26 protein-coding genes are annotated in these 21,925 nt (G+C 71.6%); 13 read left to right on the top strand and 13 right to left on the bottom strand.

From position 1 onward, the window contains the following. On the top strand, nucleotides 1-1,333 hold a 1,333-nt coding region (locus tag ACFUUZ_RS29060), incomplete at its 5' end, for an MFS transporter (RefSeq protein ID WP_378701753.1). Between the two features lie 14 nt (nucleotides 1,334-1,347). Further along, complete coding sequence (locus tag ACFUUZ_RS29055; RefSeq protein ID WP_378701751.1) at nucleotides 1,348-1,878, top strand: DUF2771 domain-containing protein; 531 nt, start codon at nucleotides 1,348-1,350, stop codon at nucleotides 1,876-1,878. Nucleotides 1,879-1,885: 7 nt separating this feature from the next. Here the strand turns inward: ACFUUZ_RS29055 and ACFUUZ_RS29050 are convergent, their stop codons facing one another. Then, complete coding sequence (locus tag ACFUUZ_RS29050) at nucleotides 1,886-2,314, bottom strand: cold-shock protein (protein WP_378701755.1); 429 nt, start codon at nucleotides 2,312-2,314, stop codon at nucleotides 1,886-1,888. A 144-nt stretch (nucleotides 2,315-2,458) separates the two neighbouring features. Between ACFUUZ_RS29050 and ACFUUZ_RS29045 the strand changes: the two genes are divergently transcribed. Together ACFUUZ_RS29045 and ACFUUZ_RS29040 are read left to right on the top strand one after the other, a co-directional pair. Beyond that, nucleotides 2,459-2,680 carry a hypothetical protein gene (locus tag ACFUUZ_RS29045; protein WP_378701749.1) on the top strand — a complete coding sequence of 74 codons (222 nt, stop codon included), beginning with the start codon at nucleotides 2,459-2,461 and terminating at the stop codon, nucleotides 2,678-2,680. Nucleotides 2,681-3,068: 388 nt separating this feature from the next. Continuing rightward, nucleotides 3,069-3,695, top strand: a complete 627-nt coding sequence (locus tag ACFUUZ_RS29040; protein WP_378701747.1) for a transglycosylase family protein — start codon at nucleotides 3,069-3,071, stop codon at nucleotides 3,693-3,695. A 73-nt stretch (nucleotides 3,696-3,768) separates the two neighbouring features. On the opposite strand, the gene ACFUUZ_RS29035 is transcribed toward ACFUUZ_RS29040, so the two are convergent. Further along, a complete protein-coding gene (locus tag ACFUUZ_RS29035) occupies nucleotides 3,769-3,957 on the bottom strand; it encodes a hypothetical protein (protein ID WP_378701745.1) in 189 nt (62 codons plus the stop codon). A 74-nt stretch (nucleotides 3,958-4,031) separates the two neighbouring features. On the opposite strand from ACFUUZ_RS29035, the gene ACFUUZ_RS29030 reads away from it, so the two are divergent. Then, the gene (locus ACFUUZ_RS29030) at nucleotides 4,032-6,323 is read left to right on the top strand and encodes a helicase-associated domain-containing protein (RefSeq protein ID WP_378701743.1); all 2,292 of its coding nucleotides are present in this window, start codon (nucleotides 4,032-4,034) and stop codon (nucleotides 6,321-6,323) included. Here ACFUUZ_RS29030 and ACFUUZ_RS29025 read toward each other — a convergent pair whose 3' ends face one another. After that, on the bottom strand, nucleotides 6,324-6,803 hold the full coding sequence (locus ACFUUZ_RS29025) for a hypothetical protein (protein ID WP_378701741.1): 480 nt from the start codon (nucleotides 6,801-6,803) through the stop codon (nucleotides 6,324-6,326). It abuts the gene before it with no gap. A 349-nt stretch (nucleotides 6,804-7,152) separates the two neighbouring features. Here ACFUUZ_RS29025 and ACFUUZ_RS29020 point away from each other — a divergent pair, with 349 nt between their 5' ends. Next, nucleotides 7,153-8,058, top strand: coding sequence for a hypothetical protein (locus tag ACFUUZ_RS29020; protein WP_378701739.1), 906 nt, complete (start codon nucleotides 7,153-7,155; stop codon nucleotides 8,056-8,058). On the opposite strand, the gene ACFUUZ_RS29015 is transcribed toward ACFUUZ_RS29020, so the two are convergent. From ACFUUZ_RS29015 to ACFUUZ_RS29000, 4 genes are read right to left on the bottom strand one after another with little or no spacing between them, the layout of a single operon-like run. Next, nucleotides 8,055-9,452, bottom strand: a complete 1,398-nt coding sequence (locus ACFUUZ_RS29015; RefSeq protein WP_378701737.1) for a M1 family metallopeptidase — start codon at nucleotides 9,450-9,452, stop codon at nucleotides 8,055-8,057. The genes ACFUUZ_RS29020 and ACFUUZ_RS29015 overlap by 4 nt on opposite strands. Before the next feature lie 43 nt (nucleotides 9,453-9,495). Then, nucleotides 9,496-10,137 carry a LysE family translocator gene (locus ACFUUZ_RS29010; protein WP_378701735.1) on the bottom strand — a complete coding sequence of 214 codons (642 nt, stop codon included), beginning with the start codon at nucleotides 10,135-10,137 and terminating at the stop codon, nucleotides 9,496-9,498. A 51-nt stretch (nucleotides 10,138-10,188) separates the two neighbouring features. Continuing rightward, on the bottom strand, nucleotides 10,189-10,854 hold the full coding sequence (locus ACFUUZ_RS29005; RefSeq protein ID WP_378701733.1) for a DUF3239 domain-containing protein: 666 nt from the start codon (nucleotides 10,852-10,854) through the stop codon (nucleotides 10,189-10,191). A gap of 40 nt (nucleotides 10,855-10,894) precedes the next feature. Further along, entirely contained in the window at nucleotides 10,895-12,565 is a 1,671-nt protein-coding gene (locus ACFUUZ_RS29000; protein ID WP_378701731.1) for a DNA repair helicase XPB, read from the bottom strand. A gap of 101 nt (nucleotides 12,566-12,666) precedes the next feature. On the opposite strand from ACFUUZ_RS29000, the gene ACFUUZ_RS28995 reads away from it, so the two are divergent. The 4 genes from ACFUUZ_RS28995 to ACFUUZ_RS28980 all read left to right on the top strand — a co-directional run bounded on the left by ACFUUZ_RS28995 (nucleotide 12,667) and on the right by ACFUUZ_RS28980 (nucleotide 15,410). Then, the gene (locus ACFUUZ_RS28995; protein WP_378701729.1) at nucleotides 12,667-12,966 is read left to right on the top strand and encodes a hypothetical protein; all 300 of its coding nucleotides are present in this window, start codon (nucleotides 12,667-12,669) and stop codon (nucleotides 12,964-12,966) included. After that, nucleotides 12,963-14,171, top strand: coding sequence for a DUF6973 domain-containing protein (locus ACFUUZ_RS28990; RefSeq protein WP_378701727.1), 1,209 nt, complete (start codon nucleotides 12,963-12,965; stop codon nucleotides 14,169-14,171). Before ACFUUZ_RS28995 ends, ACFUUZ_RS28990 begins: the two co-directional genes overlap by 4 nt. Then, a complete protein-coding gene (locus ACFUUZ_RS28985; RefSeq protein ID WP_378701725.1) occupies nucleotides 14,168-14,701 on the top strand; it encodes a hypothetical protein in 534 nt (177 codons plus the stop codon). The genes ACFUUZ_RS28990 and ACFUUZ_RS28985 overlap by 4 nt, the downstream gene beginning before the upstream one ends. 64 nt (nucleotides 14,702-14,765) lie before the next feature. Next, on the top strand, nucleotides 14,766-15,410 hold the full coding sequence (locus ACFUUZ_RS28980; protein ID WP_378701723.1) for a LysE family translocator: 645 nt from the start codon (nucleotides 14,766-14,768) through the stop codon (nucleotides 15,408-15,410). Between the two features lie 7 nt (nucleotides 15,411-15,417). On the opposite strand, the gene ACFUUZ_RS28975 is transcribed toward ACFUUZ_RS28980, so the two are convergent. The 5 genes from ACFUUZ_RS28975 to ACFUUZ_RS28955 form a co-directional block, all read right to left on the bottom strand. Then, entirely contained in the window at nucleotides 15,418-15,963 is a 546-nt protein-coding gene (locus tag ACFUUZ_RS28975; RefSeq protein WP_378701721.1) for a dihydrofolate reductase family protein, read from the bottom strand. Nucleotides 15,964-16,007: 44 nt separating this feature from the next. Continuing rightward, on the bottom strand, nucleotides 16,008-16,460 hold the full coding sequence (locus ACFUUZ_RS28970; RefSeq protein WP_378701719.1) for a hypothetical protein: 453 nt from the start codon (nucleotides 16,458-16,460) through the stop codon (nucleotides 16,008-16,010). Beyond that, on the bottom strand, nucleotides 16,457-17,674 hold the full coding sequence (locus ACFUUZ_RS28965; RefSeq protein ID WP_378701718.1) for a hypothetical protein: 1,218 nt from the start codon (nucleotides 17,672-17,674) through the stop codon (nucleotides 16,457-16,459). The genes ACFUUZ_RS28970 and ACFUUZ_RS28965 overlap by 4 nt, the downstream gene beginning before the upstream one ends. A gap of 16 nt (nucleotides 17,675-17,690) precedes the next feature. Continuing rightward, on the bottom strand, nucleotides 17,691-18,488 hold the full coding sequence (locus ACFUUZ_RS28960) for a hypothetical protein (protein WP_378701716.1): 798 nt from the start codon (nucleotides 18,486-18,488) through the stop codon (nucleotides 17,691-17,693). Between the two features lie 117 nt (nucleotides 18,489-18,605). Continuing rightward, nucleotides 18,606-19,787 carry a pyridoxal phosphate-dependent aminotransferase gene (locus ACFUUZ_RS28955; protein WP_378701714.1) on the bottom strand — a complete coding sequence of 394 codons (1,182 nt, stop codon included), beginning with the start codon at nucleotides 19,785-19,787 and terminating at the stop codon, nucleotides 18,606-18,608. 170 nt (nucleotides 19,788-19,957) lie between these two features. On the opposite strand from ACFUUZ_RS28955, the gene ACFUUZ_RS28950 reads away from it, so the two are divergent. Next, nucleotides 19,958-20,161: a hypothetical protein gene (locus ACFUUZ_RS28950; RefSeq protein ID WP_378701712.1), complete on the top strand. Its 204-nt coding sequence runs from the start codon at nucleotides 19,958-19,960 to the stop codon at nucleotides 20,159-20,161. Between the two features lie 38 nt (nucleotides 20,162-20,199). Here the strand turns inward: ACFUUZ_RS28950 and ACFUUZ_RS28945 are convergent, their stop codons facing one another. Then, the gene (locus ACFUUZ_RS28945; RefSeq protein ID WP_378701710.1) at nucleotides 20,200-21,096 is read right to left on the bottom strand and encodes a sigma factor; all 897 of its coding nucleotides are present in this window, start codon (nucleotides 21,094-21,096) and stop codon (nucleotides 20,200-20,202) included. 91 nt (nucleotides 21,097-21,187) lie between these two features. Between ACFUUZ_RS28945 and ACFUUZ_RS28940 the strand changes: the two genes are divergently transcribed. Next, nucleotides 21,188-21,748: a GNAT family N-acetyltransferase gene (locus ACFUUZ_RS28940; protein WP_378701708.1), complete on the top strand. Its 561-nt coding sequence runs from the start codon at nucleotides 21,188-21,190 to the stop codon at nucleotides 21,746-21,748. Continuing rightward, the coding region (locus tag ACFUUZ_RS28935) for a hypothetical protein (RefSeq protein WP_378701706.1) at nucleotides 21,730-21,925 on the top strand (196 nt) is incomplete at its 3' end. The genes ACFUUZ_RS28940 and ACFUUZ_RS28935, both read left to right, overlap by 19 nt.

The raw sequence follows: 21,925 nt of genomic DNA, 5'->3' as shown, positions 1-21,925 counted from the left end.
GGGCGCCGAGGAGTCCGGGCTCCCCGCGCTCACCTCCCCCACCATGGCTAAGTCCGCGGTGGACGCCGCCATCGGGGTGGCGCTGCCGAACACCCTGTTCTTCGCCAGCGCCACCGCGGAGAGCAAGACCAATGTGGCGCTCTACCTGCTCATCACGATCGCGCCGTTCGCGGTGATCGCCCCGCTCATCGGCCCGCTGCTGGACCGGCTGCAGCGCGGCCGCAGGCTGGCGCTGGCCACCTCGTTCGCGGCGCGGGCGGTGATCGCGGTGCTGCTCGTGCTGGAGTTCGACACCTGGGGGCTGTATCCGCTCGCGCTCTGCATGCTGATCGGCAGCAAATCGTTCGCGGTGCTGAAGAGCGCGGTCACGCCGCGGGTGCTGCCGCCGGAGATCGACCTGGTGCGCACCAACTCCCGGCTCACGGTCTTCGGGCTGGTCGGCGGGACGCTCGGGGCGGGCGCGGTGGCGGCGGGCACCGCGGCGGTCTTCGGTTCGAACGGCGCGCTGGTGCTGGCCACGCTGATCGCGGTGGCAGGCACCTACCTGAGCCTGCGCATCCCCTCCTGGGTGGAGGTCACCGAGGGCGAGGTGCCCGCGACGCTCGGCTACCACGGCGCCGACGCCACCACCGAGGTGCTCACGCCGGAGACCGAGTCCACCGTGCCCGCGCGCAAGCGCAGGCAGCCGCTGGGCCGCTCGGTGGTCACCGGGCTCTGGGGCAACAGCGCCATCCGGGTGCTGACCGGCTTCCTGACCTTCTACGTGGCGTTCGTGGCGAAGGGCAGCGGCGTCGACCCGGTCCAGCAGGCCGCCATGCTCGGCGCGGTCGGCGCCGCCGCCGCGATCGGCAACTTCGCGGGCAACGCCACCGGCGCCAGGATCCCGCTCGGCAGGCCCGCGCTGATCGTCGTCTACTGCGCCACCGCCTGCACCGTGGTCGCGGTGCTCGCCATCCTGCTGGACAACCTGCTCGGCGCGGCGATCGCCGCGCTGGTCGCCTCGGCCGCCAGCGCGCTGGCCAAGGTCTCGCTGGACGCCGCCATCCAGGACGACCTGCCGCCGGAGTCCATCGCCTCCGGTTTCGGCAGGTCGGAGACGGTACTACAGCTGAGCTGGGTGATCGGCGGGGCGGGCGGTGTGCTGCTGCCGACCGACTGGTGGAAGGGTTTCGCGGTGGTCTCCGGTGTACTGCTGCTCGGGCTGATCCAGACCGTGCTCAGCCACCGCGGCCACTCGCTGCTGCCCGGCCTCGGCGGCAACCGACCGCAGCACGCCGAGCAGGAAGTGCCGAACGCCGCGCGGGCCGATCCCGGCCCGCCGCCCACCCGATGAGGAGAGCCCCGCTGGTGTCCACCACGCGAACCCGTACCGTCGTCGCGATCTCCGCCGTCGTCCTGCTGGTGGCCACCGCCGCCTACGCGGGCGTGCTCGCCCTGCTGATCCGGGACGCCGAGCCGAAGGACCCCGCGGTCACCGCCTACGCGCACGGCCGCACGGTGACCGTCGCGCCCTTCCTCTACTGCTCGGTGCGCATGGAGAACTGCCGCTACGGCGAGACCGTCGAGCTGGAGGTGCCGCCGGGCTACCCGCTGCAGCTCTCGCTGCCGCCCGCGATCGCCGAGGCGCCGTGGCTGGCCCAGCTGATCTACGAGCGCCCGGACGGCGAGCAGGTCGACCGCCTGATGACGCACGACGAGTTCGGCGAGGAGACGCTGGCCCTCACGCTGGAGTCGAATCCGGAGCCGAACCTGCGGCTGGTCGGCGTCGAGCTGCAGCTGCCGATCCTGGCCAGGGACGAGACCGGCCGCGAGTTCTACGTGCCGCACGCCGCCTGGTCGATCAACACCGCGCCGGAGGAGGCGCAGCCCGCGGAGTGAGCCGGGCTCAGTGGTCGAGCTCGCGGGCGACCGCGCGCACGACCTCGGAGATCCGCTGCGCGGTCTTGCGATCCGGGTAGCGGCCCTTGCGCAGGTCCGGCTGCACGGTCGCCTCCAGCAGCGTGATCATGTCCTCGACCATGCCGTGCAGCTCGTCCGGGGTGTGCCTGCGGGCGACCGGCTCGCGCCGCTCGCCCCGGCCCGCGCGCTCCTGGCCCTGCCGCACCGAGGGCGGCGCCTCCAGCAGCTTGAGGCTCAGCGCCTGCGGGCCGCGGCGGCCCGCCGCCATGCCGAACTCGACGCGCTGGCCGGGCTTGAGCCCCTCGATACCGTCGGGCAGCGCGGACGAGCGGACGTACACGTCCTCACCCTCGTCCTGCGAGAGGAAGCCGAAGCCCTTTTCGACGTCGTACCACTTCACCTTGCCGGTCGGCACTGCGCTCACCCGTTCGTCTGTTCGGAAGGTCCAGGGAGATCGTCCCGGTGCGAAAAATAGGCGCCCCACACCCGTGGGACGCGACAACCGCCGAGTCTACCCCGGTGCGGGTGCCCCCAGCACGCGAGTTCTACCGTCGATGGCGTGACCTCCCCTTCCAGCCCGCGCAGGCCGGGCGATCGGCTGCTGCACGTCGCGCTCGCGCTCTTCGGCATCGGGCTGCTGGCGATCATCGCCATCTTCCTCACCCCGATCCTGACCGACTCGAAGCCGGGGCTGCCGCTGTACCTGCTCGCCATGCTGGCGCCGGTCGGCTTCCTGCTCGCGCTGATCTTCGCGCTGCGCTCCGGGCGCCGGGCGCGATAACCGGGGCGGTCCTTTTTTTCGTTACCCGCCAAGCACTGTGATCCTGGTCACATAACAGCGGGATAACGGAGTGGTGACGATCGGAAGCAGCTCCCTATTACCGCCGATCACCTGGGCGGACGTCCACACCCCCGCGCGATGCCGCGCCGAGACCCCCGGGACGCGGCGGTTACCAAATAGTGATTTTTCCTCGGATCCGTCGTACCGTTTGTCACGCAGCCGGAAGACATTCCGACAGTGCCGGACCCGCCGCACCGAGCTTCGCCCCGCGGGAACGGAACCAGCCGACCCAAGCTCAGGGGCGAAGTTCGCAGGTGATCGGGCCGACGAACTCGAGCGGTTCGCCTGGCACCGGCCCACAGGTGCGGACGAGAGGAAGACACCGGACATGAGTGGACGCCATCGCAAGCCGACCTCCACGGGGCGCACCGTTGCCAAGGTCGCCCTGACCGGCGCCGTTATCAGCAGCGCGGGCGCCGCCCTCGCGGGTAACGCCAGCGCCGCGCCGGATTCCGACTGGGATCGCCTGGCGAAGTGTGAGGCGGGCGGCAACTGGGGCATCAACACCGGCAACGGCTTCCAGGGTGGGCTGCAGTTCTCGCCGAGCACGTGGAAGTCGCACGGCGGCGGTGAGTTCGCCGCGTCCGCGCACAATGCCTCGCGCGAAGAGCAGATCGTGGTGGCCGAGCGGGTGCTCGCCTCCCAGGGCTGGGGCGCCTGGCCGTCCTGCTCGGCCAAGCTCGGCCTGAGCAGCGCGCCGACCCAGCGCACGGCCCCGGTCGAGACCCAGGGCTGGGCTGCTCCGCAGGAGTCGGCGCAGCAGCAGGCGCAGGCGAACCCGAGCCAGGAGATCTACACCGCCGTCGAGCGGGCCGTCGCGGTGGTGCAGGCGCAGGGCGTGCACATCCCGCAGCAGGCGCTCGATCTCTTCAACGCCGCGAAGGCGCAGAACACCCAGCTGGATCCGGCGCTCGTCGGCTTCTACGAGGCGAACAAGGGCCTGCTGCCCTCCTGAGCCGTTACCTGACAAGGGCTCCGCATCCTCGGAGGATGCGGGGCCCTTGTCAGTTCGATTGCCTGCGCCTGCGTCAGCGGTTGACCACCGTGTGCGGGTGCACGTAGGGCAGCTGCTCCACGGGAAGCGGGAACTCGGTGTCCTCACCGAACGGCGACAGGTTGCCGGAGCGGGTCGAGGAGAGTTCGGTCACGGCGTGCTCGCCGTCGGCGACCTTGGGCCACCCGTTGTCGACGTACGGCTTCTTCGATTTGTTCACCACGCGTCCCATTCTGGCAGACGCGGGGCGACCGCGGAGTAGGGACACCGTCCGGTCTCCCCCGTAGGCTGGATCGGATGTCCACGATCGACTCGCTCACCGCCTGGCTCGCCGCCGGAGACGATGCCACGCTGGTCAGGCTGTTGGAGCTGCGTCCGGATCTGGCCGTGCCGCTGCCGTCCTCCATGGCGGTGCTCGCCGCGCGGGTGGAGCAGCGCGCCTCGGTGCTGCGCGCCACCGAGGAGCTGAACACCCTGGAGTTCGCGATCGTCGAGGTGCTGGCCAGGCACGGCACCGAGCGGGCGCCGGGCGACAGCACGCCGCTCACCCGCGCCGCGCTGCACGAGCGGCTGCGCGGCCGGGTCGGCGCCGCCGCCGTCGACGCCGCGCTGGCCCGGCTCACCGCCCGCGCCCTGCTCTGGGACGACGGCGAGGACCTGCACCTGGTGCCCGCCACCGCCGAGGGGCTGCCGTGGCCGCTCGGCAGCGCCACCGAGATCCGGGACGAGCTGCCCGAACCCGAGCTCACCGCGGCGCTGGACCGCGTCGGCGAGGCCGAGCGCGGCCTGCTGGAGAAGCTGGCGAGCACCGGCCCGCGCGGGCGGACCAGGGACGCCGCCCCCGGCGCCGACCCGGCCCGGCCGGTGCCGCGGCTGCTCGCCGCCGGGCTGCTGCACCGGGTGGACGACGAGACCGTCGAGCTCCCGCTCACCGTCGGGCAGCTGCTCCGCGGCGAGGCCGTCATCCGGCCGCACCAGCTGGTCCCGCCGGAGCCGGAGCGCACCGCGTACCCCCCGGCCGAGGCGAACGCCGCGGCGGCGGGCGAGGCGGGCGAGTTCCTGCGGCACGCCGCCGCCGTGCTGGCCGCGCTCGGCGCGATGCCCGCCCCCGCGCTGCGCGCGGGCGGGCTCGGGGTGCGCGAGCTGCGCCGGGTGTGCAAGCAGGCCGGGGTGGACGAGCCGAGGGCCGGGCTGCTGGTCGAGGTGCTCGCGGCGGCCGGACTGCTGGCGAAGGGGCTGCCGGACCCGGTGCCCGACCTCGACGGCACCGACGACTTCTGGGCCCCGACCGCGCAGTCCGACGGCTGGGGCGAGGCGCCGCCCGCCCGGCGCTGGGCCGCCGTGGCCAGGGCCTGGCTGGAGCTGGACCGGATGCCGTGGCTGATCGGCAGCAGGGACGCCGCGGACAAGCCGCTGCCCGCGCTGGCGCTGGAGCTGCGCAGCCCGCACGCGGTGCGGGATCGGCGCGCGATCCTCGGGCTGCTCGCCGAGTTCCCGCCCGGCACCGCGGTTCCGGCCGCCGACATCTCCCGCATCCTGGCCTGGCGGGAGCCGCGCAGGCGCAAGCAGTACCGCCCGGAGGCGGTGGCGGGCACGCTCGCCGAGGCCACCGCGCTCGGCGTGGTCGGCCGCGCGGCGCTGACCTCGGCGGGCCGGGCGCTGCTGCACGGCAGCGCGGACGGCGACGCCGAGGCCGAGATGGCGGCGGCGCTGCCGGAGCCGGTGGACCACGTGCTGGTGCAGGCCGACCTGACGGTGGTCGCGCCCGGCCCGCTGCTGCCCGAGCTGGAGCAGCGGATCGCGCTCACCGCCGATGTCGAGTCGGCGGGCGCCGCGACGGTGTACCGGGTCGGCGAGGGCTCGGTGCGGCGCGCGCTGGACGCCGGGCTCACCGCGGCCGAGCTGCACGCGCTCTTCGGCACGCACTCGCGCACCCCGGTGCCGCAGGCGCTCACCTACCTCATCGACGACGTGGCGCGCAGGCACGGCAGGCTCCGCGCGGGGATGGCGCAGTCCTTCCTGCGCAGCGACGACCCCGCGCTGCTCGCCCAGGTGCTCGCCGCCCCGGTGGCGACGGAGCTGGCGCTGCGCGGCATCGCCCCGACCGTCGCCATCGCGCAGGCCCCGCTCGGCGAGGTGCTGGAGCGGCTGCGCGCGGCCGGGTTCGCCCCGGCCGGTGAGGATTCCGCGGGCGCGGTGCTCGACCTGCGCCCGCGCGGGGCCCGCGTCCCGCCGCGCGGCACGAGCAGGCAGGCGTACCGCCCGACCCCGCCGAGCACCGACCAGCTGGAGCAGCTGGTGGCCGAGCTCAGGGCCGGGGAGCGGGCCGCCGGGGCCAGGTCGGGGCGCTCGGTGCGCACCGACGGCACCAGGACGAGTACCGCCGCCACCCTCGCGCTGCTGCAGCTGGCGGCGCGAGTGCGGCGTTCGGTGAATATCGGCTACGTCGACGCCAAGGGCGTCGCCACCCAGCGGGTGGTGGAGCCGCTCAAGGTCGGCAACGGCCAGCTCGACGCGCTGGACCCGGTGACCGGCGCGGTCCGGCAGTTCACGCTGCACCGGATCGCGTCGGTCGCACTCCTGGAGTGACTACGCCGTGGGGGAACCCAGGCAGAAGGTCACCTTCGGCTCCTGCACGGTGATGAACTTGTCGGCGTCCTCGCCGCAGAGCAGCTCGTCGACCTGGCCGTCGATCCGCTTGACCACCTTGAAGCTGGCCTCGGTGGCGGCGCAGTCGGCGTGCTTGTACCCGGTGAGCATGCTGTCCTCGTAGCAGCTGCCCTCCTTGAAGTTCGGCGCGAGGCACAGGAAGGCCGTCGTGCTGTCGCCCAGGGTCTCCTCGTAGGAGGTGTAGTCGGCCGCGCACTCGGTCTTCGTCTCCGAGGTCTGCACGACCTGGTAGACGGCCTTCTCCGAGGAGCAGTCGATCGGCTCCGTCTTGGAGTCGACGGCCGAGCCCTCGATCACGTTGATGCAGTCGCCGACCGCCGCCTTGGCGGTGTCGGACTTGCCCGCGTCCTCGATGAACGAACAGCCGACAACGGCGACCGCAGCAACGGACGCCGACACGAGGGCGAGCACGGCACGCGCCGACCGCCTCGTCGCAGGGAACTTCACGGAATAGACCTCTCTCACCGAATGTTCGCGCTGTTCGCGAACTCGGAGAGAATATCGTCAGGGTCGGAGCCGCGCATTAACGACTTCGCCCGCCGGATTCGGACGAGGAAAGCGGGTCAGGTCAGGGCCCAGAGCGCCAGCGCGCTGCTGCGGAGAATGTTCGGGAGAATCTGTCCGAGCAGGAACAGGGTCGAGTAGCTGGTGTCCACTAGGCGTACCTTCCGCAGAGCTCAGGGTCGAGCAGTCGAGCAATTCGTGTTGCGTGTCGAGCCGGGGAACCCGGTCGTTACGCTCGAGAAGTATGAGCCTCAGCGACGTCGCCGTCGAGCTGTACGGTCTCGCCCCCGGCGAATTCGTGGCAGCCAGGGCCGAGCGGGTCGCCGCCGCGAAGGCGGCGGGCGAGCGGGAGCTGGCCGCCGCGATCGGCGCACTGCGGAGACCGACGGTCGCCGCCTGGGCGGTGAATCTGTTGGCGCGTTCGGCATCCGACGAGGTCGAGGCGCTGCTCGCGCTCGGCGACGCACTGCGCACGGCGCAGCGCGAGCTCTCCGGGGTGCAGCTGCGCACGCTCACCGCCCAGCGCGGGCAGGTGGTGAACGCGCTCGCCAGGCGGGCCGCCGAGCTCGCCGCCGAGCGGGAAAGACCGGTCGGCGAGGCGGTCCTCAGAGAGGTCGGCAACACCCTGACCGCGGCGCTCGCCGATCCGGAGGTGGCGGAAAAAGTCCGCCTCGGCACCCTCGCCAGTGCCACCAGTTACGCCGGGTTCGGCCCCGCGGGGCCGGAACTCGCCGTCGTCGCCCCCAGAACTTCCGCCCCGAAAAAGACCGGCGCACAGCGCGATTCCGCGATACAGCGGAAGCGGGGCACCGCCGCCGAGCACGATTCCGCGATACAGCGGAGGCAGGACGCCGCCGCCGAGCGCGAAGCCGAGCTCCGGCGGCGGATCGGCGAGGCGGAGGCGGAACTCGACACCGCGGAGGCCGAGCGCGATTCGGCCGAAAAAGCCGCGGCGACGGCGGCGGAAGCCGTGCGCGACACCGCATCCCGGATCGCGGAGCTGCGCGCCGAACTCGCCGCCGCCGAGGAGCGGCACCGCTTCGCCCGCACCGCCGACAAGGCCGCGCGGGAAACACTGCGCGCGGCCGAGACCGACGCCGAGCGGGCCCGCCGCCGGGTGGCGAAGGCGCGGCGCGAGCTGCCTGACTAACCGCGCAGGCCGCCGGGGAAGAGGTATTCGTCCGGCGGCGGGGTCGCACCGCCGAGCCAGGCGTCGAAGAAGCCGTCCAGCGGGACCTCCGTGCGCCGCTGCACGAAGGTGCGCCACTCGGCCATCGAGGCGTTCCCGCCCGCGTAGGCGGTCGGGAAGTCGCGCAGCGCGGCGAAGAAGACCTCGTCGCCGACGCTGCGGCGCAGGGCGTGCAGGAACAGCGGCCCGCGGTAGTAGACGGAGGTGAACTCGCTGCCCGCGCCCGGGTCGCCGAGCGGGATCTCCCAGAACCGCGGTTCGTCCAGGAACCGCCGCACGGTCTCCAGGTACTCGGCGTCCGGGTCGACGCCGTCGACCCGCTCCGGCCACAGGTAGTCGGCGGTGTAGGAGGCGAAGCACTCGTTCAGGCAGATGTCGGCCCAGGAGCGGATGGCGACCGAATCACCCCACCACTGGTGTGCGATCTCGTGCACCACCGTGTTCAGGTCGACCCACTCGGCGTAGGTCGGCCTGGTCTGCGTCTCCAGCGAGAAGGGCAGCTCGGTGTCGAGGTAGATGCCGCCCGCCGCCTCGAACGGGTAGGGCCCGAAGAGCGCGGTGGCGAAATCCAGGATCTCCGGCAGCCGCTGCTCCAGCTCGCGGTGGCGCAGCGCGCCTGGGGCGAAGCCGCTCAGGATCGGGGTGCCGTCCGACGCCGTCTGCTCCAGGAACTCGAAGCGGTCGACGGCGACGGTGGTCAGGTAGCCGATGGTGGGGTGCGCGTGCTCCCAGTCCACGTGGCGCTGCCCGCCGATCACCTCGTCCCTGGTGCGCAGGCCGTTGCCCATCACCTGCCACTCGGCGGGCACCCTGGCGCGCAGGGTGAAGGTGGCCTTGTCCAGCGGGGTGTCGTTGAGCGGGTACCAGGTGCGCGCCGAGTGCGGCTCGCCCGCGGCGAAGGCGCCGCCGCTCGGGGCGTAGGTCCAGCCCTCGCCCCCGGTGTCCGGCATGGGGCCGCCGTAGTCGACGACCACCCGGAAGGGGAGCCCGGGCAGCAGCGGGAGCAGCGGGGTGACCACCAGCTCCTGCTCGTCCTGGATGCGGAAGGCGGCGGGCAGGCCGTTCACCGTCACCATGCGCACCGGCGGGCCGGTGTAGTCGAGGTGGAAGGCGCGCAGCGGCTGGGCGGCGGCGGCGTCGATGGTGGCGGTGGCGTCCAGGACGCGGCTCGGCGGGTCGTAGCCGAGCTCGACCTCGTAGTGCGCGACGTCGTAGCCGCCGTTGCCGTCCAGCGGGTAGTAGGGGTCGCCGAGGCCGGGGGCGCCCGCGAAGGGGTCCGGCTGCGCGGCCGCCGGACCCGCCGCTACCAGCACACACAGCGCCGCTACCAGCAGTGTCGCGCCCGTCGACCGCATACCCCTCCTCCGCCCGCCGTGATGTTGCCCGAGCGTACGCGGTTCAGCGCGCGGCGAGCCCCTGCTCCGCCGCGACCGACGCGCCGAGTCCGACGATGATCGCGCCACCGGCGCCCCCGACCGCCTCCAGCCGGCGCGGCGAGCGCGCGAACCAGCCCCGCGCCGAGACGGCGAGCAGCGCCCAGACGCTGTCGCAGACCAGCGCGATCACCAGGAAGATCGAGCCGAGCACCAGCAGCTGCACCGCGAGCGGGCCCCCCGCCGGGTCGGTGAAGTGCGGCAGCACCGCCGCGAAGAACACGATCGCCTTGGGGTTCGTCACCCCGACCACAGCGCTCTGCCGGAACACCCTGGTACCCGAGGCGGCGGGCTGCGCGCCGAGCACGTCGCGCAGCGCCTTCCGCTCCCGGATGGCCTGGATGCCCAGGTGGATCAGGTACAGCGCGCCCGCCACCTTGACCACCGCCATGGCGGTCGCCGACGCGGCCAGCACCGCGCCCAGCCCGACCGCGACGAAGAGCAGCGCCACCTGCACCCCCAGCGCGTGCCCGAGCACCGAGATGAGCGCGGCCCGCCGCCCGAGCGCGAGCGCCCGCCCGATGGTGAACAGCACCCCCGGCCCCGGCACGACGACGATGAGCGTGGCGGCGGCGAGGAAGGCGAGCAGGTTGGCGGCCGGGATCATGGCGGCAGTGTAGGTTCGGGGCGCAGGCCGCGGCGAGCGATTTCTCCCCGGTCAGGCGCCGAGTTCGTCCGGCAGCTGCTGCGGGTCGAGGAGCAGCCGCTTGAAGGTGCTGCTGCGCACCTTCGCCGCGAGCTCCAGGTTCTCGGTGAGCAGCCGCCACTCGGCCGCGCCGATGGCGTCGCGGGCCCGCTCCAGCACGGCCTCGTCCGCGGTGCCCCAAGCGATCGGCATGACGCTCACGATCGACCAGCGCTGCCCGACCTGGCGCGGCGCGCCGTCGGTGCGCACCGCGATCGCGGGCACCCGCTCGCCCTCGGCGGCGCGGTGCCCGGGCAGCGCCCGCACCTTGCGGGTGACCAGGGCGTACCGCGGGCCCGGCGCCTCCGGCCCTGCGACGTTCACCAGGGCGAGCAGCACCACGCCGGACTTCACCGTCGCCGACACCACCGCGGGCACCAGCTCACCCTCGTAGAGCCGGTCGACGGTGGCGAGCCGTCCGCTCCACAGCACCACCCACACGGCGACCACGAAGCCGAGCGCGAACGCCACCGCGAGCAGGTACGACCAGGGGTGGTTCAGCCAGACCAGCCACGCCGTCGCCGCGCCTGCGAGCACGGCGGCGACCGCGGCGAGCAGGCGCCGCCTGCGTAGCTCGGCGACGACTTCGTTCACCGCGTGCGCGTGCCGGTGGTCCACCACGAATTCGAAGCGTCGCACGTCTCATTCCTAGCACAGCTATCGGAGGACGTGCCTCCACTTATGGTCCCTGGTCGCCGATCGCCGGGCCGAGCAGGTCGTCCGCGTCGGTGATGCGGTAGGCATACCCCTGCTCGGCCAGGAAACGCTGGCGGTGCGCGGCGTACTCGGCGTCGAGCGTGTCGCGCGCGACCACCGAGTAGAAGTGCGCCTGGCCGCCGTCCTGCTTGGGCCGCAGCAGCCTGCCGAGCCGCTGCGCCTCCTCCTGCCTGGAGCCGAAGGTACCCGAGACCTGCACCGCCACGGAGGCTTCCGGCAGGTCGATGGAGAAGTTGGCGACCTTGCTCACCACCAGCACCGGGATCTCGCCGCGCCGGAAGGCGTCGAACAGCGCCTCCCGCTCCTTGGTCTTGGTGGCGCCCTGGATCACCGGCGCGTCCAGCTCGGCGCCGAGCTCGTCCAGCTGGTCCAGGTAGGCGCCGATCACCAGGCACTGCGATCCGGCGTGCCGCGCCAGGATCGAGCGCACCACCGGAATCTTGGTGCGCGCGGTCGAGCAGAGCTTGTAGCGCTCGTCCGGCTCGGCGACGGCGTAGGCCATCCGCTCGGCGTCGGTGAGCGTCACCCGCACCTCGACGCAGTCGGCCGGGGCGATCCAGCCCTGCGCCTCGATGTCCTTCCACGGCGCGTCGTAGCGCTTGGGGCCGATCAGCGAGAAGACGTCGCCCTCCCGGCCGTCCTCGCGGACCAGCGTCGCGGTCAGCCCGAGCCTGCGCCGGGACTGCAGGTCCGCCGTCATCCGGAAGACCGGCGCGGGCAGCAGGTGCACCTCGTCGTAGATCACCAGCCCCCAGTCCCTGCTGTCGAAGAGCTCAAGGTGCCGGTACTCGCCCTTGCTGCGCCGGGTGATCACCTGGTACGTCGCAATGGTGACCGGGCGGATCTCCTTGCGCTCGCCGGAGTACTCGCCGATCTCGTCCTCGGTGAGGCTGGTGCGGGCCAGCAGTTCGCGGCGCCACTGCCTGCCCGCCACGGTATTGGTGACCAGGATCAGCGTCGTCGCCTTCGCCTTCGCCATGGCCGCGGCGCCCACCATGGTCTTGCCCGCGCCGCAGGGCAGCACCACGACGCCGGAGCCGCCCGCCCAGAACGAGTCGGCCGCCATCTCCTGGTAGTCGCGCAGGTGCCAGGCGTTGGTCGCGGTGTCCAGCTCGATCGGGTGCGCCTCGCCGTCCACGTACCCGGCCAGGTCCTCGGCGGGCCAGCCGATCTTCAGCAGCATCTGCTTGATCCGCCCGCGCTCGGACGGGTGCACCACCACGGTGTCGTCATCGATCCGCGCGCCCAGCATCGGCGCCAGCTTCTTGTGCCGCAGCACCTCCTCCAGCACCGCGCGGTCCCGGCTCAGCAGGGTCAGCCCGTGCGCCGGGTGCTTCACCAGCTGCAGCCGCCCGTACCTGGCCATGGTGTCCACGATGTCCACCAGCAGCGGCTGCGGCACCGCGTACCGGGAGAACCGCACCAGCGCGTCCACCACCTGCTCGGCATCGTGCCCCGCCGCGCGCGCGTTCCACAGCGCCAGCGGGGTGATCCGGTAGGTGTGCACGTGCTCGGGCGCGCGCTCCAGCTCGGCGAACGGCGCGATCGCCATCCGCGCGGCACCGGCCGACTCGTGATCGACCTCCAGCAGCAGCGTCTTGTCGCTCTGCACAATCAGCGGACCGTCGGTCACAGCCCCTCCTTGCCCATTGGTTGCCCCCATTGTCCCAGCAACTCCACGGTCCGCTCCGGGGCGGTATCGTCACCGCAGCAGATGTCCGAGGGGGGACGGTCATGGGTAATCCCGATCTGAAGGTCGAAGAAACTCGCGCGCTCATCGCGAAGATCAGGCAGCACGCCGACGCAACCGAGACGCTCGTTCCGCTGGCGCGCGGACGGGTCGCGGTCAGAACGATGCAGCACTCGCAAATCGCCGATGTCACCGACCAGCTCGCACCGGCACTCGACGAAGTCGTGAAGTTCCACGTCGCACGACTTCGTGACTTCGCTGATCGGACCGAGCAAGCGGTAGCAGCCTTCATCCGGCAGGAGGACGCGTCCGCGGCCCAGCTGAAGCAGGCGCAGCCGCGATGAGCGGAGGCAATTACACGACGTCGATCACGGTCCCGCTGGTCCTGTCCTGGAATCCGAGCACGACCATCGCCATGGCACGAGCCTTCGCGGACGCAGCGGACAAGCTCGATATGGAGACGCAGCAGTCAGCCGCGACGGTTGATGCGTCGTATGACTACTTCAAGGGCGACACAGCGGAGGCGGTCCGCACCCGCTCCGCGCAGGACCGCGATCAAGCCCGGCGCACCGTGCAGGTCTTCACCGAAATCCAGCAGCAGATTTATAAGCAACTGGAGGATATGTCCGGTTTCGTGGATACGCTCCGCACCGTGAAGGCGGAGGCGGAAGCGTCGGAGTTCGACCTCTTCGTCCGGGACGACGGCGCGGTCGATTCCCGCATGTCGAATACCGAGGTCCTCCTGAAATTCGGGCTACCGGGGCTCACTGAGAAAGAGGCCTACGAGCTGTATCTCACCAGCCGGATCAGGACCGCACTCACCGCGATACAGCAGATCGATCTGGAGGGCGCCGAGAAGATCAAACGGGAGTTGGAGAATCTGCCGGGGGAGGTCAGCGCGGGGGTCACCCGGATGCCGAGCGATCCGGGACTCGCGGACATCCTGCAGCGTTTCCAGACCGCCCCGTCGGACGAGCCGGCGACGCTCTGGCCCTCCGGCATCGTGCTGGAACGAATCCGAGCCCTGAGCCCGGATTTCCAGCCGATTCTGATGACCCCTTCCGAGATCGCGCTACTGACCTTCCGCCTCGGTACGTCCGGGCCACTCGCGGTCCGCGATATCTCCGACTTCTTCGAGATCAAGTCCCAGGCCGAGTCGACGGCGCACGAAGTCCTGCCGGACAAAGGACAATCCGACGGTCATGGCGACGCTTTCCGGCACATGTACTGGAACGCGCTGATGACCCAGCGCTACGGCGAGGACTGGACCCAGCGCTACGCCACCGCACACGAAGAACTCGGTGCGGCCGCGCCGACGCGCGAGGCCATGGATCTCTACAACAATTCGATCGGCAGGCAGGTCGCGATTGACAACCCGGACGCGACGCCGGAACAACTCCAGGGCTTGATCATGGATCGGATCCGAGCCGGTGATGCCATCGTGCTCGACAGCACCGGACAGATCGAGTGGAGTGACCGGGTCGCGCTCGAACACACCGGCGAGGCTCCCCGGCTCAGCATTCCTCTTCCCGAAGGAACCAACGGATGACTCTGCGATCACGGCTTATGCTCCTCGCCGCCATCACTGCGGTGGCGACCGCCTGTTCCGACCAGTCCGCAGCTGAGCAGCCCACCTGCGAAACGGGCGCGTTCGACCTCGAATCGACGAGCACCCCGCTGGGCGATGACGCCGCGCTGCGTCGAACCGTCGATGCGACGGCGCAGACACCCGGCACGTACTCGCTGCGGGAACTGACCGCGGCGGCGGGTTGGGCCGCAGGCGACTGGGATCGGATGGCGGTGGTGACTTCGGTGACCACGCTGCCTGCGATGAACACGGCAATCGGGCTACCGGCGGAGTACTGCTGGAAGGGCTTGCGCCCGGTGGGGTCGGACACCGGCGTGGATACCTACTACGTCTTCCTACGCGGCGCCGAGCCACGCCAGGTGGTGGCTCCCTCACCGAGTTCGGAGCTCTTCCGCGGCTTGGCCGACGGAGCCGTGGTCGATGCGGAGTCCCGATTCATCGGGGCGCAGAACCCGGACAACCCGACCAAGTTCTTCCTGCAACCGGTGTGAGACCCGTCCAGCGGTCGCCTACTGGCCCTCGACAACACCGGCCGGACCGGCCACGATCGGATCCATGGTGACGACGACGGCGGTGGCGGGAGTGGCGCTGGCGGCACTGGGGATGGTGCTGACCCCGGGGCCGAACATGATGTACCTGGTTTCCAGGACGGTGTCGCAGGGGCGGGCGGCGGGGTTGATCTCGCTGGGTGGGGTGGCGGCCGGGTTCGGGGTGTACCTGGCGGCGGCGACGGCCGGGATCACGGCGGTGTTCGCGGTGGTCCCCGGGCTGTACGTGGGGATCAAGGTGGCGGGGGCGCTGTATCTGCTGTGGCTGGCGTGGCAGGCGGTCAGGCCGGGCGGAGTGTCGGTGTTCGCGCCGAACCAGCTGCCCGCCGACCCGGCCCGCCGCCTGTTCACCATGGGGTTACTGACCAACCTGCTGAACCCGAAGATCGCCATCATGTACATGGCGCTGATCCCGCAGTTCGTGGAGCCGGGCGCGGGGCGGGTGTGGGTGCAGAGCCTGAGCCTCGGCGCGGTGCAGATCGCGGTCGCGCTCACGGTGAACGCGCTGATCGTGCTGGGCGCGGGCGGGATCGCCGGGTTCCTGGCCGGGCGGCCGCTGTGGCTGCGCGCGCAGCGCTGGGTGATGGGGACGATGCTCGGCGCGATCGCGGTGCTGCTCGCCACCGACCGCGCGAAGCCCGTCCCCGCCTGACCCCGGCTCAGCCGACCCGGTAGGTGAGCACGGCGAACTGCTCGACCTGCTCGACTCCGGTGAGCGTCAGCCGGTCGCTGAGCAGCCTGCGCGGCAGCAGCGGCGCGCCGCCGCCGAGCGTGACCGGCGCGACCGCGGCCACCACCTCGTCCAGCAGCCCGGCATCGGCGAACTGGCCCGCCAGATCGCCGCCGCCGATCACCCAGATGTCCTGCCCGCCCGCCGCCGCGACCATGTCGGCGTGCGCCGCCCGCACGTCGTCGGCGACGAAGCGCAGGTTCGCCCCCGGCAGCGCGGGCAGTTCGCGGTGCGTGAAGACCCAGCACGGCCGGTCGCCGTAGGCCTGCTCCCACTGCCCCGGCTCGTCGTGCTCGAGCATCCACTCGTAGGTCGTGGCCCCCATGCACATCGCGCCGGTCTTCGCGATCAGCTCGGCGGTATCCTCCTCCGCGGTGCTCGCGCCGGGGACCGCGAAGAGCCACTCCAGGCTGTTCTCCGGGTCGGCGATATATCCGTCGAGGCTGGTTGCGGTGTAGAAGCGCGTCGTTGTCATACCCGCAGCCTTCCGCTGAACCCTGACAGGGAGCGTCAGGGTTCTCAGACGAGCCAGGATTTCCCGTCCGGGTACTCCTCGAAGTCGTCCGGCCAATCGCTCGGCCCGACCACCCCGGATCGCGGCCGCGGCGGCGGGGCGGGCGGCTCCGGCTGCGGCGTCCACGGCCAGACGAAGCGCGGCGACGATTTCAGGTCGGCGACCTCGGGTGGCAACGGCCGGGCCGACCGCTCGATATCGGCCCACGCGCACTCGCCCGCCCGCACCCGCTCCGCGTACTCCCGCAGCTCCGGTGAGGCGTGCGGCAGCGCCGCGAACTCCGCCATCAGCTCCTCGGTGACCACAGTCGGCTGCCGCAGGAGCGCGGACACATCCATCCGCTCGACCCGCAGCCGTACCGTCCGCAGGTCGTCCACACTGTCGAGCACGCGCCGCGCCGCGGCCTCGATGGCAGGCTCGACGTCAGGGTCGCGGTGGCTCTCCCAGTTCGGTCTCACCCGTTCTCCCACGGCTGCCCGCCGGTGCCGACCTCGTAGCTCTCCCGCGGCCGTTCCGTAGTGCTGTTCACCTGCGCGATCTCTTTCAAGTCGTTGGCGATCGCGGCCGTCTTGAGCGCCGGCTGCATCTTCTCGTGCAGTTTGTCCGCTACGACCTGGGTCGGCTCGGACAGGAACTGCAGGAACTCCTTCAGCTTGTTCTTCGTCTCCTCGATCTTGTCCACGATCTCCCGGACGGTGGAGACGATGGTGTAGATCTTGTGACCCAGGTCGACCACCTCGAGGATCTGCCCCAGCCCGGGGACCTTCTTGATCGCCTGCTTGAAGATGCCCTTGACGGTGGTGACCTCGATGTACTCCTCGAGCATCTCCTTCAGCTTGAGCAGCGCCTGCTTGATGCCCTCCCGGATTTCGTCGGCGAGTTTCCCGGCCACGTCGGCGATCACCCGGCCGACCGGCCCCTCCCACTTCATCGCCGCGATCTGCCGCCGTGCCCAGTCCTGCTCGAAAGCGATCGCGGCCTTGCCGTTCCAGTGCTCACCGACGAGCCGGACGCCGTTCTCCAGGTTCTTCCCGGTCGCCTCCATGGCATTCCCGGCGACCTTGTAGGCCTCGCCGATCCGGCGCACCTCGTTCCAGTTGCCCTCGATCGGTTTCAGCACCAGAACCAGCGGATCGACCTCCGCGCCCGCCATCCGCGTCACGCTCTTGATCGACTCGTTGACATCCCCGAGCCACGGCGCGACCTCGCCGATCAGCGCCGCGGTGTCCTCCTGGTTGACCGTGGGCGGTTCCAGCTTCACCTGTTCGGGTTTGGGATAGGCGGTCACGGCCCCGTACGGCGCGGTGTCCCCGGCACGCTCGACCGCAGGCCCCGGATCGGCGGACGGCGCGCCCGCCGCACCGACGGTCACCGCGTTGAGCGCCGCGTAGTTCTTCTGCTCCATGTCGTGGTACATCCACGCGGCCTTGTTCAACTCGACCGCGGTGGTCGTGCAGTGTGTGCCGATATCCGCCATCCGCCCCCGGAACGCGTCCGACAGCGTGCTGAGCGGCGGCAGCAGGTCGGCGATGATCGCGCCGGCGAAATGCTCGTCGTTCGGCGGGCAGTTGCCGCCGACGAAGGTGGCGATGGCGGCGCCGTCGGCGCCCAGGTCGTTGACCAGATTGCCGAGGCCGGCGATCTGGTGCGGGCGTGCTCGTAGCGGTTCCATAAATCCCCCGTCGATATCAGTCGGTCTTGCGCAGCGAAGCGATGATGGCCTCGGCCTCGGCGTCGCGCAGCGTGTCGTCCAGACCCTGGTGACGCTCGACCATCAGCAGCGCGACCTCGGCCGACGCGTAGCCGGGAGTGGCGACGATGTCGAAGTGCGCGCTCGGCGGGTCGCACGGCGTCCGGGCCGGGATATCGGTGACGACGGCGGTGTAGCGAACGGCCGGACGGCCGGACACCTCGAACTGCACCGGCCCGCGGATCTCGACCCGCGGCGTGCGCCCGCTCTCGTCGCCGAAGATCAGCTCGGCCTTGGCCACCTCGTCCCTGGCAGCGGTGTCGAGATCGACCGCGTTGCGGCCCGTCACTCCGACCAGCGCGAGCGACGCACCCCGCACCTCCGCGCAATAGGTGTCGCGATAGGAGCTGGCCGCCCCGTAGATGATGCTGTCCCGACTGTCGGACCAGCCTGCGACGGTCGAGTTGTCGGTGTCCCACTGCTCGGTGTCTGGCACCGAGTAGCTGAGCCCGAACTTGGTCGGCACCTCCTGCTCTCCACCCTCCGGTGCGGGCATGGGCGGGGGGTAGGTCATGCTCGGGAACCCGGGCGGCGGCGCCGCCGCGGTCGTCCCGGGCGGCGGGGCGGACGGGGCGGTCCACGCACTGCTCGCCGTGGCCCCGGGCGACGCGGGCTCCGAGTAGGGATTCCCCACCCACACCATCACCATCGCGAAAAGCCCGAACGCCGCCAGCGCGGCCGCGATCCGGCCGATCGGGTTGAGCAGGACGCGACGCAGCAGCTGCAGAACTTTCATCGGAGGACCACCCGGCTCGACGAGCCCGCCCCCCACATACCGGAACTCACGATTCCTGAACCTAGGCGGCTCCGGAGAAGGGTGTCAATCGCAGCGATCCGGGCGAACCGGACGAAATCAGCGACCGCCGACGCCCGCGCGCAGCCTGCGGACCCCCTCGTCCAGCGTCTCGTCCCGTTTGCAGAAGGTGAACCGGACGAGGTGGTTCCAGGCGGCGGTGTCGTCGGCGAAGGCGCTCACCGGGACGGCGGCGACACCGAGCCGTGCGGGGAGTTCGCGGCAGAAGGCGAGGCCGTCCGCGATGCCGAGCGGGGTGACGTCGGCGCAGACGAAGTAGCCGCCCGCACTGCGCCGCACCGCGAGCCCGGTGTCGGCGAGCGCGGCGGCGAGGCGCTGCCTGCGCGCGGCGAGGGTGGCGTTCAGCTCGACGGCCCAGCCGCGCTCGTGCTCCAGCGCGTGCGCCACCGCGGGCTGAAACGGGCCGCCGCCGACGAAGGTGAGGAACTGCTTGGCCGCCAGCACGCCGTCGATCAGCGGGCGCGGGCCGAGCGCCCAGCCGATCTTCCAGCCGGTGACGCTGAAGGTCTTGGCGGCGCTGGAGACCACGACGGTGCGCTCGGCCATCCCGGGCAGCGCGGCCACGCTGAGGTGCTCGCCGCCGTCGTACACCAGGTGCTCGTACACCTCGTCGGCGAGCACGAGCAGGTCGTGCTCGCAGGCCAGCTCGGCGATCACGGCGAGGTCGGCGCGGCTCAGCACGGCGCCGGTCGGGTTGTGCGGCGAGTTCACCACCAGCATTCGGGTGGCCGGAGTGATGGCGCGGCGCAGGCTATCCAGGTCGAGCGCGAAGCCGTCGCCGTCCTGCACCAGCCGCGCGGTGCGGCGGTGCGCGCCCGCCAGCGCGACGGCGGCGGCGTAGGAGTCGTAGTACGGCTCGATCAGCACCACCTCGCTGCCCGGCTCGACCAGCCCGAGCAACGTGGCGGCGATCGCCTCGGTGGCGCCGACGGTCACCAGGACCTCGGTCTCCGGGTCGTACTCGGCGCCGGTGCGGCTCGCCCGCTCGGCGGCGATCGCCCGGCGCAGCGCGGGGACGCCGCGGCCGGGCGGGTACTGGTTGCCGCCGCTCGCGATGGCCTCGCGCGCCACCGCGAGCATCCCCGCCGGGCCGTCGCTGTCCGGGAAGCCCTGGCCCAGGTTGACCGCGTCGTGCCGGACGGCCAGCTCGGTCATCTCGGCGAAGATCGTGGCCGCGAAGGGGCGGAGGCGGGCGACGGTGGCGGAGACTCCGGCGGTCATGCCGGAAGCGTATCCCAGCCATTTTCGTTGCGCCGTGATAGCGAAAGCCAATATTTCACATTCAAATCAACGCCTCTAGCTGGGCTGTTGTGCGGTGTCCATGAGAGCGCTAGCCTGCCGGTGTTCTACCTCACAACCACCCTCGAGGTGGTATCTCGAAAGGGGCGTGTATGGCCTCGTACCTCGACCTGATTCTGCAACCGGCCGCGTCGGAGGTCGCCGGTTCAGTGCTGGGTCTCATCCGCGCCGGAGCGCACGACCTGATCGTCGGCCTCGGCTCTTCGACCGGTGACTGGTTCACCGGATCCTCCACCGGCAACGGTGGATTCGGCTCGTCGACCCCGGACTGGTTCCTGGGCTCCTCGACGCCGTAGCGGCCGCGGCCGGGGTGTCGCGCGGCACCCCGGCCGGGTCAGCCCCAGCCGGGGGCGGGCGCCGGGATGTCGAAGACGCGCCAGACCGCGTCCGCCCGCACCGCGAACCCGAGCACCCGGTCCACCTCGGGGCCGCGCAGCAGCAACCCCAGTTCTCCGTTCACCCCGACGAATTCGTAGCAGCCCGCCGGGTCCGCGTCCGGGCAGCCGATGCCGTGCTCGGCGGCGAGCGCGAGCAGCCGCTCGGCCACCCGCTCCTGCCCCTCGGTGACCACCGGGCCGTCCGCGGTCGCCGCGAGCGCCTGTGCCTGTGTGTGCAGCCCGCTCGCCACCTCGCCGGTGCCGCGGTCCGGTTCGTGCCCGTCGCGGACCGCCGCTCGCGCCCTGGAGCGCAGCGCGGTGAGCAGCCGGCGCACCGCGGCCTCGTGCTCGGGCTCGGTCGCCGGGTCCGGCAGCGCGGTGGCGGCGGCCCTGCCGATGACGGCGGCCCGCTCGGCGGCGTCCAACTCCAGATCCAGCCAGGCCGCGATCCGCTCGACGGGCAGCTCGGGCAGGACCGCGGCGAGCCGCTGCGCCGGGGTCAGCGCGGTCAGCGCGACCAGGGTGGGGAGGCGATTCGCCCGGTGCCGCGCGATCTCCGCCCACGCGCCGCCGCCGCGCGACACCAGCGGGGTGACCAGCGGGTCCGGAAGGCGTTGCGCCGCCGCGGCAGCGCGCTGCGCGGCGACCAGGTGGTCGGCGCAGATCGCGGCGACGGCGCCGGTGAGCCAGTCGCCGAAGTCGTCGATCTCGGACTGGTGCACGCCGTTCAGCCGGAGCAGGCTCTCCTGGACCGCGTCCTCGGCGGTGCGGATGCTGCCGGTCAGCCGGTACCCGAGCCCGAGCAGGCGGGTGCGGTGCGTGTCGAACAGTTCGGCGAGGTAGGCGGCGACCATCGCGCACGATTCTACGGAGCGCGCGGCGGTGCGCTGCCGACAGGTCATAAAAGGGGATGATCCGCTGTCTCGGGCCGTGTCACCATGCCGTATGGAGCTCACCGACGGAACCATCGTGCTGAACCGGCCGCAGGAGTCGGACATCGACACCATTGTGGCGCACTGCCAGGATCCGGCGATCGCCGAGTGGGTGACGATTCCGGTGCCCTACCGGCGGGCGGATGCGGAGTTCTACCTCGCCGAGATCGTCGGCACCGGGTGGGCGGGAGGTTCCCCGGTCTGGGCGGTGCGGCGGGCTGCCGATGGGCCGATGCTCGGCAGTATCGGGTTGCACGATCGAGGGGACGGGGCCGCCGAGATCGGGTTCTGGTTGGCCGCCGGGGAGCGCGGTTCCGGGCTCATGTCGCGGGCCGTCGGGTTGGTGTGCGCGTTCGGCTTCGCCGCCGACGGGTTCGGGTTGACCCGGATCGGGTGGCTCGCCTACGTCGGGAACCGGGCTTCGGCCGGAGTCGTGCGGCGCAACGGGTTTCGGTACGAGGGTATGCAGCGGCTCGGCGCTGTGCAGCGCGGTGTCCGGCGGGACTGCTGGTTGGCGGGGCGCTTGGTCACGGACCCACCGGGTCCGGCGGATGGTTGGCCGGAATCGACCTGAGCCGTTCAGGGTTCGGTTTCGCGGACGCGAGCATCGAACTGCGCGGCGGCGCGAAAGCGGACGACGAGGGCGGACGGCGCACGCGGCGCCGGGCCGCAAAATCAGCCCGGCCGCAAAAATCAGCCGAGCCGCCGCAGGCGATGCGACAGTCACCCCAGCCTGTGGTGACTGTCGCAT

The sequence above is a fragment of the Nocardia sp. NPDC057353 genome, assembly GCF_042667085.1.
Taxonomy (GTDB): Bacteria; Actinomycetota; Actinomycetes; order Mycobacteriales; family Mycobacteriaceae; genus Nocardia.
This window is presented reverse-complemented; position numbering and strand designations above follow the sequence as displayed.

What these genes read in the sequence shown, in the direction of transcription:
- ACFUUZ_RS29040 (WP_378701747.1), top strand. Translation starts at nt 3,069, where the DNA reads ATGAGTGGACGCCATCGCAAGCCGACCTCCACGGGGCGCACCGTTGCC.
- ACFUUZ_RS29030 (WP_378701743.1), top strand. Translation starts at nt 4,032, where the DNA reads ATGTCCACGATCGACTCGCTCACCGCCTGGCTCGCCGCCGGAGACGAT.
- ACFUUZ_RS29020 (WP_378701739.1), top strand. Translation starts at nt 7,153, where the DNA reads ATGAGCCTCAGCGACGTCGCCGTCGAGCTGTACGGTCTCGCCCCCGGC.
- ACFUUZ_RS29015 (WP_378701737.1), bottom strand. Translation starts at nt 9,452, where the DNA reads ATGCGGTCGACGGGCGCGACACTGCTGGTAGCGGCGCTGTGTGTGCTG.
- ACFUUZ_RS29010 (WP_378701735.1), bottom strand. Translation starts at nt 10,137, where the DNA reads ATGATCCCGGCCGCCAACCTGCTCGCCTTCCTCGCCGCCGCCACGCTC.
- ACFUUZ_RS28995 (WP_378701729.1), top strand. Translation starts at nt 12,667, where the DNA reads ATGGGTAATCCCGATCTGAAGGTCGAAGAAACTCGCGCGCTCATCGCG.
- ACFUUZ_RS28990 (WP_378701727.1), top strand. Translation starts at nt 12,963, where the DNA reads ATGAGCGGAGGCAATTACACGACGTCGATCACGGTCCCGCTGGTCCTG.
- ACFUUZ_RS28985 (WP_378701725.1), top strand. Translation starts at nt 14,168, where the DNA reads ATGACTCTGCGATCACGGCTTATGCTCCTCGCCGCCATCACTGCGGTG.
- ACFUUZ_RS28980 (WP_378701723.1), top strand. Translation starts at nt 14,766, where the DNA reads ATGGTGACGACGACGGCGGTGGCGGGAGTGGCGCTGGCGGCACTGGGG.
- ACFUUZ_RS28975 (WP_378701721.1), bottom strand. Translation starts at nt 15,963, where the DNA reads ATGACAACGACGCGCTTCTACACCGCAACCAGCCTCGACGGATATATC.
- ACFUUZ_RS28965 (WP_378701718.1), bottom strand. Translation starts at nt 17,674, where the DNA reads ATGGAACCGCTACGAGCACGCCCGCACCAGATCGCCGGCCTCGGCAAT.
- ACFUUZ_RS28960 (WP_378701716.1), bottom strand. Translation starts at nt 18,488, where the DNA reads ATGAAAGTTCTGCAGCTGCTGCGTCGCGTCCTGCTCAACCCGATCGGC.
- ACFUUZ_RS28955 (WP_378701714.1), bottom strand. Translation starts at nt 19,787, where the DNA reads ATGACCGCCGGAGTCTCCGCCACCGTCGCCCGCCTCCGCCCCTTCGCG.
- ACFUUZ_RS28950 (WP_378701712.1), top strand. Translation starts at nt 19,958, where the DNA reads ATGGCCTCGTACCTCGACCTGATTCTGCAACCGGCCGCGTCGGAGGTC.
- ACFUUZ_RS28945 (WP_378701710.1), bottom strand. Translation starts at nt 21,096, where the DNA reads ATGGTCGCCGCCTACCTCGCCGAACTGTTCGACACGCACCGCACCCGC.
- ACFUUZ_RS28940 (WP_378701708.1), top strand. Translation starts at nt 21,188, where the DNA reads ATGGAGCTCACCGACGGAACCATCGTGCTGAACCGGCCGCAGGAGTCG.